The organism is Micrococcus sp. Mcc89 (assembly GCF_024519795.1).
Lineage (GTDB): Bacteria > Actinomycetota > Actinomycetes > Actinomycetales > Micrococcaceae > Micrococcus > Micrococcus luteus.
This window is the reverse complement of record NZ_JALJRI010000015.1, coordinates 33,149-42,642: the sequence shown is the minus strand read 5'-3', so window position 1 is coordinate 42,642 and position 9,494 is coordinate 33,149. Positions and strand designations below refer to the sequence as shown.

Genomic DNA, 9,494 nt, shown 5'->3' with positions numbered 1-9,494 from the left:
CAGCACTTTCGTTCGGGAAACGGCGGCTTCCCCAGCGCTTTCGTTCGGGAAACGGGCGCCGGGGCGACGCGCGGACGGGAAGCGCGACGACGGCCCGTCGTCGTGGTGATCGTCCCGTTTCGGCCACGAAAGGGGCCTAGGAACCTCCCGTTTCGTCAACGAAAGTCCCTCGGGGGCCGCCGTTTCCCGAACGAAAGTGGCCCGGGGGCCGCCGTTTCCCGAACGAAAGTGCTGCACCGCCTCAGCGGGAGCGGAGGGACTCCACCCAGGCGCGGCCGGAGCGATACGCGGCGTCGGTGAACTCGGCCGGCACCCTCGTGGGCACGGGCTCGGCCTGGGCGTAGGAGCCCAGGAACCGCAGGTCGGGGTACTCCCGGTACAGGGCCGCGAGCGCATCACCCACGCGGGCCTCCGCCAGGTGCCCCTCGAGGTCGAGGGAGAAGAAGTACCGCCCGATGCCCTCGCCGGTCGGCCGGGACTCGATGCGGGAGAGGTTCACCCCGCGCGTGGTGAACTCGGCCAGGATCTGCCCGAGGGCGCCGGGCCGGTCCTCCGGCAGCGGCACCACCAGCGTGGTCTTGTCCGCTCCCGTGGGCGCGGGCAGGGCCGTCGGCCGGGAGAGCAGCACAAAGCGCGTCACGGCGCCCGGCACGTCCTCGATCCGCTCGGCGAGCACCGGCAGCCCGGTCTGCTCGGCCACGAGCGGGGCGCACACGGCGGCGTCGAAGTCGCCCTGGGCCACGAGGCCGGCCCCGGCCGCCGTCGACGGGGCGGGCGTGAACTCCACGCCCGGCAGCGCCGTCTCGGCCCAGCCGCGCACCTGCGCCCAGGCGTGGGGGTGCGTGGTCACGCGCCGCACGTCCTCGATCGCGACGCCGGGCCGGCCCACGAGCACGAAGCTGATGGGCACGTGCACCTCCGCGAGGATCTGCAGCGTCTCCCCGAGGGCGATCTCGTCCACGGTGGCGGAGACGCCGCCCTCCACCGAGTTCTCGATGGGCACGACGGCGCGGTCCACCTCCCCCCTGCGCAGCGCCGCCACGGCGCTCAGCACGGAGCCCGCAGACACGAACTCGGCCTCGGCCGGGTCCGCCACCTTGCGCAGGGCGGCCTCGGTGAAGGTGCCGGCCGGGCCGAGGAAGGCGTAGCGCAGGCGCGACGGCGTCGCGTCAGCGGAGTCCGTCCCCGTCACTTGACGGTGGGCTCGGCGTCGCCGTCGGCCTCCATCGGCTTGCCGGCCTCGAGCCACGCGCCGGAGCCGCCGGCCACGTTGATGGCCGAGTAGCCGCGGCCGGTCATGAACTCGGCGGCGCGGGCGGAGCGGCCGCCGGTGCGGCAGATCAGGTAGTAGTCCGTGTCCGGGTCCAGCTCCTCGAGCCGGTCCGGCAGCTGGCCCAGCGGGATGTGCTGGGCGCCGGCGGCGCGGCCCAGGGCCCACTCGTCGTCCTCGCGGACGTCCAGGATGGCCGCATCGGCGGGGATCTCGTTCACATCGACGGTCTCGAAGGCGCTCATGGCTTCAGCGTAGCCACCCGCCCGGACGTCCCAGGAAGGCCCCGCCGTCCATGACCCGGCCCACGCCCGTTAGGCTCGGCCGCATGCAGACCTCCGACGCCGCACCCGCCGCCGACGACGACCGCACCCCCTCCGCCCCCGGCCCGGCCCGGCTCCTGGACCGCTCGGCCGTGCGCCTGCGGGAGGACCTCGCCGCCGGGGCGCTGAGCGCCCGGGAGGTCACGGAGGCGGCCCTCGCCGCGGCCCAGGCCCACGCGGACCTCGGCGCGTTCGCCCTCCTCGACGCCGAGGGCGCCCGGACCCGTGCGGCCGAGCTGGACGCGGCCCACCCGCGCGTCGCACCCCGGGCCGTGCCCGGTCCGCGCACCTCCCCCGCCCCGGACGACGACGGCGCCCCCGCCTCCCTGCACGGCCTTCCGCTGGCGTACAAGGACCTGATCGACGTGCGCGGGATGCCCACGCGGTTCGGCTCCGCCCTGCTGGCCGATGCGCCGCCGGCCGCGCAGGACGACCCGCTCGCGCTCCGCCTGCGCGCGGCCGGCACGGTCACCCTCGGCAAGACGACCGTGCCCGAGTTCGGCCTGGACTCCTACTCGGAGAACCTCGTCACGGCGCCGGCCCGCAACCCCCTGGACCCCGCCCGCACCGCGGGTGGCTCCTCGGGCGGGGCCGCGGCCGCCGTCGCCGCGGGGATCCTGCCGTTCGCCCCGGGCTCGGACGGGGGCGGGTCCATCCGCATCCCCGCCGCCGCGTGCGGGCTCGTGGGCCTCAAGCCCGGCCGCGGGGAGCTGCCGATGGACGAGCACGCGGACACGGTCCGCAACCTCACGGTGTCGGGCCCGCTGGCCCACACGGTCGAGGACGCCGCCCTGCTCTACGACGTGCTGCTCTCCCCCGAGGGCCTGCCCGGCCGGGTGCTGCCGGACCTGCGCCGCACCGTGGAGACCGCGCGGGCCGGGGGCGCCGTCGACGTCCGCCGGATCGGCGTCACCACGGCCTCGCCCTTCACCTCCGACCTCGAGATCTCCCTGGCCCGGCCCGCCCTCACCGCCCTGACGAAGGCCGCCGCCGCCCTGGACGCGGGCGGCCACGCGGTCGAGGACCTCTCCCCCTACTACGGCGAGGACTACCACCGGGACTTCCGCACGGTGTGGACCGCAGGACTGCTCCGGGCGCCGCTGCCGGAGGACGCCGAGGCCCACGTGGGCGCGGTGGCCGCGCACTTCCTGCGCACGGCCCGGGCCGCAGGGCGCGCCGAGCTCGACGACGCCGCCCACCGGCTCGAGGAGTGGGCGCGCGGGGTGCGGGCGCAGTTCGCCGCCGTCGACGTGGTGATGACCCCGGTGCTGGCCACCGCGCCCCCGCCGGTCGGCCACTTCCTGGCGATGGAGCCCGAGGCCAACTACGAGGCGCAGTGCGCGTTCACGCCCTACACCTCGATGGTCAACGTGCTCGGCCTGCCCGCGGTCGCGGTGCCCGTGCTCCGGGACGAGCGGGGCCTGAACTGGTCCGTCCAGCTCATCGGTCGGCCCGGCACGTCCGCGCCCCTGCTCGCCCTGGCCGCACATCTCGAGCTGCTGCTGGCCGGCTGAGCCGGCCGGTCAGGTCGAGGTGTAGTCGCCCAGGGAGATCCCGGCGATCACCAGGATCACGAGGAACACGACGGCGAGCAGCAGCAGGGCGAGGGACACGTAGTTCATCACGAGGCCGGCGATCGCCATGCCGCGGCCGTGGGGCTCGCGCTTGAGGCCGATGTGGCCGAGGACCACGCCCACGATCGGCGGGAGGAGGAACGTGAACCCGCCCACCACGGAGATGATGCCGAGGATCATGGACGCCACCGAGCGGCCGACGCCGTCGGTCTGGCCGGGCTGCAGCGGGGCTCCGAAGCCGTGGCCGGGCGTGCCCTGCCCGTAGCCGTAGGCGGGGACGGTGTTCGCGTCCTGGCCGTAGCCGTACGGCTGCCCGTAGGCGGGGCGGGTCTGCCCCTCCTGCTCGGCGTACGAGGGGGCCCGGTCCCAGGCGGCGCGGTCGGCGTCGCCGGTCGGGGCGGCGGGCCAGCCGGCGGCCGAGGAGCCGGTGCCGGAGGAGCCCGCACCGGCCTCGGACCCGTACCAGCTCGGCCGGGCGGCCTCACGGCGCGGGTCGTGGGAGGCGTGGGGGTCGGTCATGACGGTCCTTCCGGTTCGGGGCGTCGCGGTCCGGTGCCGAGTCTAGGCGGTGCCCCCCGGACCCGGCCCGGCCCCGCGCCCCTGCTCCCCGGCCGGCCTCACCCGGGCCGGCCCACCGCCTTGAGGTACCCGGAGAACCCGCCGGGGGTCCGCCCCTCCAGGCGGGACGAGGTGAGCACGCGGGTGGTGTCGGTGGCGATCACGCGCACCCGGCGGCCGTCACCGCCGTCGCGCTCCCCCGCCAGGGCCCGCACGGCCTCGGCCAGACCGACGTCCTCGTGCTCGGCCACCGGCGGGAACCCGCCCACGGCCTCATACAGCGACCACGGCAGCCCCAGATTCGCCCCGTGCACGTGCGCGTGCCCCTCCTCGTGCCGGTAGCCGCGGAGCCAGGCCTGCCGCAGCGGCCCCTGGCGCACGTCCACCGTGCCCAGCACGAGCGCCTCGTCGCGGCCGGCGGCCACGGTCTGCGCCAGCAGCCAGTCGGCGGGGACGCGGCTGTCCGCGTCGGTGGAGGCGAGCCAGAGGCGCTCGGCGGGCACGTCGGGGAACAGCGCGCGGGCCCGGCGGGCGCCCTCGAGGCGGGCCCGCCCGACGCCGGCCTGCCCGGCGGTCGGCTCCCCCAGTTCGAGGACGTGGATGCGCGGGTCGGCGGCGCGGGCCTCGAGGGCGGCGGCCACCGTGGCGTCGTCGCAGCGGTCCGCGGCGACCACGACCGCGGCCGTGCCCTGCGCGTGGTGCTCCTCCCAGCGGTCCAGGGCGGCGGTGAGGGCCGCGAGCGCGGCCGGCAGCCGCTCCTGCTCGTCCTTGGCGGGCACCACGACGACGGCGTGGGTCGCGGCGGCGGCCCGCACGTGGAGGCTGAGCCGGAAGTCGTCCTCCACGAGCTCGGTGCGCAGCCGCCAGCGCGGGTCGGCGGCGACGCGCGCGTGCACGGCGTCCCCGTCCAGCGGCCAGCCCTCGATGGGGTGGCGCCAGTGACACAGCAGCAGCTCGCCGCCGGGGGCGAGCGCGGCGTCGGCGTCGTCGATCAGCGCGTCGAGCTCCTCGGGCTGCAGGAAGTAGCCGATCTCAGAGGCGATCACGAGGTCCGCGCCGGCGACGTCGGCCGGCCAGTCCGCGGGCAGCACGGCTCGGCGCACCTCGGCGTGCGGCGCGCCGGCCAGCCGGGCGGCGGCGCGCTCGACGGCGGTGGGGGACGCCTCGAGGCCGACCACGCGGTCCGCGCGCGCGGCCACGTCCGCGGTGAGCACGCCGATGGACGCGCCCGCCTCCACCACGGTCCCGTAGCGGGGCCGGGGCAGGGCGGCGAGGGTGAGCGCCCGCTTGCGGGCCTCGTACGACGAGCTGAGGTAGCGCCACGGGTCCTCCTGGGCCCGGTAGAGCCGGTCGAAGACGGCGGCGGCCCGGTGGGCGTCGGCGTCGTCGGGGCCGGAGACGCGGTGGGCCTCGAACGGGCGCTCGTGGTGGGCGAGCACGGCGGGGCCGAGGATCGCCTCGTCGCCGGGCGCGTCGGAGAGGGGCCGGACCTGGGAGGCGTGCGCGTCGAGGGCGGCACGGCGGGCGGCCCGGTCGTCGTCGGTGAGCGGCAGCCGTCGGTAGCGGCGGGCGGGCAGGTCGGCCGGGTCGGCCCAGTGCCAGAACCAGATGGGGAAGGCGTAGAGCGGCAGGTCGCACTCGCCCGCGACCGCGCCGACGGCGCGGCCCACGGCCTCGTGGTCCGCGTGGCCGTCGCCGGGGTCGTGGGAGGCGAGCACGGCGGGGCCGGGGTGGGCGTCGAGGGCCGCGGCGACGGCGTCGCGCACGGCGTCCTCGTGCTCGGCCACGCCGGAGTCGGGCAGGGCCAGGGACGCCCACGTCAGCCGGTCCCGCGCCGGGGAGCCGGGGCCTGCGGAGGCGGGCAGGCCGGCGGCGAGGGCGTCGAGGGCGTGCTCCATCTCGTCCCGGCGCAGCCGGACCAGGTCCTCGGGCGTGTGCGTGGGCGAGTGCGGGTGGGAGGCCTCGCCGGCGGTGGCGACCAGCACGTGCACGCGTGCCCCGTCGCGCAGGGCGGAGCGGATCAGGCCGGTGGCGGCGAGGGTCTCGTCGTCCGGGTGCGCCACGGCCACGAGCAGCAGCGTCTGCGCGTCCCAGACGGGCAGGCGCAGCTCCGGCAGCTCGCCGACGCCGCCCTCGGCCCAGGCCGCCTCGGACGTGCCGTCGTCGGTGTGGGAGAAGCTCACCACGTCCAGCCGCCGTCGGTCTCGCCGGTCAGGAGCGCGGCGCCCAGCCGGGCGTCGTCGCGGTGTCCGTGGTGCTGGCGCAGGTAGACCTGCAGGTCGGCCACGGCGCGGGCGTGCGCGGCGCTGCCGGTGAGCGGGCCGGGGCCGGTGGCCTGCCCGACGACGTCCATCACCTCGGTGCACAGCTGTGCCACGGTGCCGCGGATCCGGTCGGCCTCGACCATGCCGCGGCCGTGGTCCAGGCGGCCGGCGTCCACGTCGTCGGCGGCACGGGCGAGCAGGGCGGCCATCGCGTGGAGCAGCCGGTCGACGCGGCCGAGCGCGGCCTGGCCGATCTGGTCCGGGCCCGGTCCGCGGCCCTCGGCCTCGGCGGCCGCGCGGGCGGCGGTGGCGTTCCGCAGGGTGCGGGCGATGCCGACGGCGCCGCCGAACCACACCGCCGCCACGCCGATGCCGCCCCACGCGAAGCCGGGCCGGCGCAGGTACCACTCGGCGCCGCCGACGGCGTTGCCGGGGACGGCGTCGAAGGCCAGGCCCACCGTGCGGATCGGGGCGAGGCCGAGCGCGGGCCAGGCCGAGTCGGTCTCGGCCACGCCGGGGTGGGACAGGTCCACGAGCACGGCGCGGCGGGTGCCGTCCGCCTCCCGGCCGGTCACGACGGCGGCCGCGCACCGGTCCGCGAGCGAGCACCACGGCTTCTCGCCGTCGAGCAGCCAGGCGGTGTCGGGGCCGTCCGGGACGGGGCGCAGGGCGGGGGTGCGGCCGCCGGACTCGGAGGCGTAGACGCCGAGCAGCCCGGCCGGGGCGGGGACGCCGGCCTGGGACAGGATCGAGAGCGCGTCCAGATGGGGCTCGAGCACGCGGGCGGCCGAGAGGTCCTGCGCGGCGACGGAGGCGAGTAGCTCCCACTGCTCCCGGGTGCGCCCCGCGCCGGTCAGCGGCAGGTCGAGCGGGGCGGCGTCTTCGTCGGACGCGGCGCCGGACGCCGCACGGAGCAGCTCGACCATCGCGTCGACGTCCCCGTCGCAGGCCGCGGCGGCCGCGAGGAGGGCCTGCTCGGCCGGGCGGTCCACGGCTCCACCCGGGACGAGACGGACGGGCTCGGGCTGGGCCATGGGTGGGGACCTCCTCGTCGACGGCGCCCGGGCCGGTGCGCCCCGGGGTCGAGGATTCACCGTAGTCAGCACGGGCACGGCGGGGAATGGCCGGTGCGCCGGGGGCGAAGCGGCCCGCTCTTTCTTGACATGTTCCAGAGAACCGGATGGGATCGACTGGCATGGAGACCACGACGCAGGACGAGGACGAGCGCACGCTGCTGCGCGGCGTCGGCCTGCGCGTGACCCGCCCCCGCCTGGCGGTGCTGACCGCCCTCGCCGACCACCCCCACGCGGACGCGTCCACCGTGCTGGCCGCCGTGCGTCGGGCCCTGCCCGGCACCTCGCACCAGGCCGTCTACGACTGCCTCCACGCGCTCACCGAGGCCGGGCTCGTGCGCTCCCTGCAGCCCGCCGGCTCCCCGGCCCGCTACGAGATCTGCACGGGCGACAACCACCACCACCTCGTGTGCCGCGGCTGCGGCACGGTCGTGGACGTGCCGTGCCGCACCGGTTCCGCCCCGTGCCTCGACGCCCCCGAGGACCACGGCTTTGCGGTCGACGAGGCCGAGGTCTACTACTGGGGGCTGTGCGCCGGCTGCCGGGAGTGACCGCCGGCGTCGTCCCGGTGGGCCGCGCGTCTTCCCCCGTCCGCCCGCCCGTGCCAAGGTGTGGCACATGACCGAGAACACCGCCGCCCTGCCCGCCGCCGAGCGTCCCGGCACCCCCGCCCTGCCGCAGGACCTCATCGACGTCGACGCCCTCCTGGAGGCGTACCGCACCGGTCACCCGGACGTGACGGACCCGGCGCAGAAGGTCGTGTTCGGCACCTCCGGCCACCGCGGCTCCGCGTTCACGACCTCGTTCAACGACGACCACATCGCCGCCATCACGCAGGCCGTGGTCGAGTACCGCGCGCACCACGGGATCACGGGGCCGGTCCTCGTCGGCAGGGACACGCACGCCCTGTCCGGGCCCGCGCAGGACACCGCCGTCGAGGTGCTGCTGGGCAACGACGTCGAGGTGCTCGTCGACTCCCGCGGCGGCTACACGCCCACCCCCGCCGTCTCCCACGCGATCCTGCACCTGAACGCCGGGCGCGAGCTGTCGCCGTCGGGCTTCGCGGTGGACGGGGACAACGCCGGCCTCGTGGACGGCCTCGTGATCACCCCCTCGCACAACCCGCCCGCGGACGGCGGCTTCAAGTACAACCCACCCCACGGCGGCCCCGCGGACACCGAGGCGACCACGTGGATCGCCGACCGCGCCAACGAGCTGCTCGCCGCCGGGCTGGCGGGCGTGCACCGGGTGGCGAGCGCCGACGTCGCCGGCCACGCGAAGCTGGGCGGCTTCGACTTCCTGGACCGGTACGTGTCCGATCTGCCGCAGGTGATCGACGTGGAGGCGATCCGCGAGGCGGGCGTGCGCATCGGCGCCGACCCCATGGGCGGGGCGTCCGTGGCGTACTGGGGCGAGATCGCCGACCGCCACGGGCTGGATCTGACCGTGGTGAACCCGGAGGTGGACCCGCGGTTCGGGTTCATGACCCTGGACTGGGACGGCAAGATCCGCATGGACTGCTCGTCGCCGAACGCGATGGCCTCGCTGATCGAGCGGATGACCCCGGACGCGGACGGGCAGGCGCCCTTCGACGTCGCCACCGGCAACGACGCCGACGCGGACCGGCACGGGATCGTCACCCCCGACGGCGGGCTGATGAACCCGAACCACTACCTCGCCGTGGCCATCGACTACCTGTACCGCCACCGCGAGCAGTGGCCCCAGAGCGCGGGCGTGGGCAAGACCCTGGTGAGCTCCTCGATGATCGACCGCGTGGCCGGGGATCTGGGCCGCGAGCTCGTGGAGGTGCCGGTGGGCTTCAAGTGGTTCGTGCCGGGCCTGCTGACGGGCACCGGCGTGTTCGGCGGCGAGGAGTCCGCGGGCGCGTCCTTCGTGCAGTTCGACGGCAGCCCGTGGTCCACGGACAAGGACGGGCTGCTGCTGTGCCTGCTGGCCGCGGAGATCATCGCCGTGACGGGCCAGTCCCCGTCCGAGCGGTACCGCGACCTCGTCGCCCTGCACGGCGACCCGGCGTACGCGCGCATCGACGCCCCCGCGACCGCCGAGCAGAAGGCGAAGCTGAAGACCCTCTCCCCCGACGACGTCCCCGTGACCGAGCTGGCCGGCGAGACCATCCTCGCGACGCTGACCAACGCCCCGGGCAACGACGCCCCGATCGGCGGGCTCAAGGTGGTCACGCAGCACGCGTGGTTCGCGGCGCGGCCCTCCGGCACCGAGGACGTCTACAAGATCTACGCGGAGTCCTTCCGTGGCCCCGAGCACCTGACGCAGGTGCAGGCGGAGGCCCAGAAGCTGGTGGACGCGGTCATCGGCTGAGCCCTCCCCCCCGTCCGCTTTCGTTCGGAAAACGGCGGCGTGTCGCACCGCTTTCGTTCGGGAAACGGCCGGGCGCGTGCGCCGTTTCCCGAACG

General features: G+C 76.4%; 8 protein-coding genes. 3 read left to right on the top strand and 5 right to left on the bottom strand.

Translation table 11 applies throughout. The features are described 5' to 3' along the window. Nucleotides 1-241: 241 nt before the first annotated feature. A complete protein-coding gene (gene pheA / locus NR072_RS01430; protein WP_020625278.1) occupies nt 242-1,192 on the bottom strand; it encodes a prephenate dehydratase in 951 nt (316 codons plus the stop codon). Continuing rightward, the gene (locus NR072_RS01425) at nt 1,189-1,515 is read right to left on the bottom strand and encodes a rhodanese-like domain-containing protein (protein ID WP_010079684.1); all 327 of its coding nucleotides are present in this window, start codon (nt 1,513-1,515) and stop codon (nt 1,189-1,191) included. Before NR072_RS01425 ends, pheA begins: the two co-directional genes overlap by 4 nt. 83 nt (nt 1,516-1,598) lie before the next feature. Here NR072_RS01425 and NR072_RS01420 point away from each other — a divergent pair, with 83 nt between their 5' ends. After that, a complete protein-coding gene (locus tag NR072_RS01420; RefSeq protein WP_145950727.1) occupies nt 1,599-3,107 on the top strand; it encodes an amidase in 1,509 nt (502 codons plus the stop codon). 9 nt (nt 3,108-3,116) lie between these two features. Here NR072_RS01420 and NR072_RS01415 read toward each other — a convergent pair whose 3' ends face one another. The 3 genes from NR072_RS01415 to NR072_RS01405 all read right to left on the bottom strand — a co-directional run bounded on the left by NR072_RS01415 (nt 3,117) and on the right by NR072_RS01405 (nt 7,023). Further along, nucleotides 3,117-3,686 (bottom strand): DUF4190 domain-containing protein, encoded by a 570-nt coding sequence (locus NR072_RS01415; protein WP_256835909.1) that lies wholly within the window; start codon nt 3,684-3,686, stop codon nt 3,117-3,119. 98 nt (nt 3,687-3,784) lie between these two features. Next, nucleotides 3,785-5,908, bottom strand: coding sequence for a PIG-L family deacetylase (locus NR072_RS01410; protein WP_256835908.1), 2,124 nt, complete (start codon nt 5,906-5,908; stop codon nt 3,785-3,787). Further along, nucleotides 5,905-7,023, bottom strand: a complete 1,119-nt coding sequence (locus tag NR072_RS01405; protein ID WP_101965661.1) for an acyl-CoA hydrolase — start codon at nt 7,021-7,023, stop codon at nt 5,905-5,907. Before NR072_RS01405 ends, NR072_RS01410 begins: the two co-directional genes overlap by 4 nt. Nucleotides 7,024-7,184: 161 nt before the next feature. Here NR072_RS01405 and NR072_RS01400 point away from each other — a divergent pair, with 161 nt between their 5' ends. Next, nucleotides 7,185-7,613, top strand: coding sequence for a Fur family transcriptional regulator (locus tag NR072_RS01400; protein ID WP_036337205.1), 429 nt, complete (start codon nt 7,185-7,187; stop codon nt 7,611-7,613). Between the two features lie 67 nt (nt 7,614-7,680). Further along, a complete protein-coding gene (gene pgm / locus NR072_RS01395) occupies nt 7,681-9,399 on the top strand; it encodes a phosphoglucomutase (alpha-D-glucose-1,6-bisphosphate-dependent) (protein ID WP_144825554.1) in 1,719 nt (572 codons plus the stop codon). The last annotated feature ends 95 nt before the right edge of the window (nt 9,400-9,494 follow it).

What these genes read in the sequence shown, in the direction of transcription:
- NR072_RS01425 (WP_010079684.1), bottom strand. Translation starts at nt 1,515, where the DNA reads ATGAGCGCCTTCGAGACCGTCGATGTGAACGAGATCCCCGCCGATGCG.
- NR072_RS01400 (WP_036337205.1), top strand. Translation starts at nt 7,185, where the DNA reads ATGGAGACCACGACGCAGGACGAGGACGAGCGCACGCTGCTGCGCGGC.
- pgm (WP_144825554.1), top strand. Translation starts at nt 7,681, where the DNA reads ATGACCGAGAACACCGCCGCCCTGCCCGCCGCCGAGCGTCCCGGCACC.
- NR072_RS01405 (WP_101965661.1), bottom strand. Translation starts at nt 7,023, where the DNA reads ATGGCCCAGCCCGAGCCCGTCCGTCTCGTCCCGGGTGGAGCCGTGGAC.
- NR072_RS01420 (WP_145950727.1), top strand. Translation starts at nt 1,599, where the DNA reads ATGCAGACCTCCGACGCCGCACCCGCCGCCGACGACGACCGCACCCCC.
- NR072_RS01415 (WP_256835909.1), bottom strand. Translation starts at nt 3,686, where the DNA reads ATGACCGACCCCCACGCCTCCCACGACCCGCGCCGTGAGGCCGCCCGG.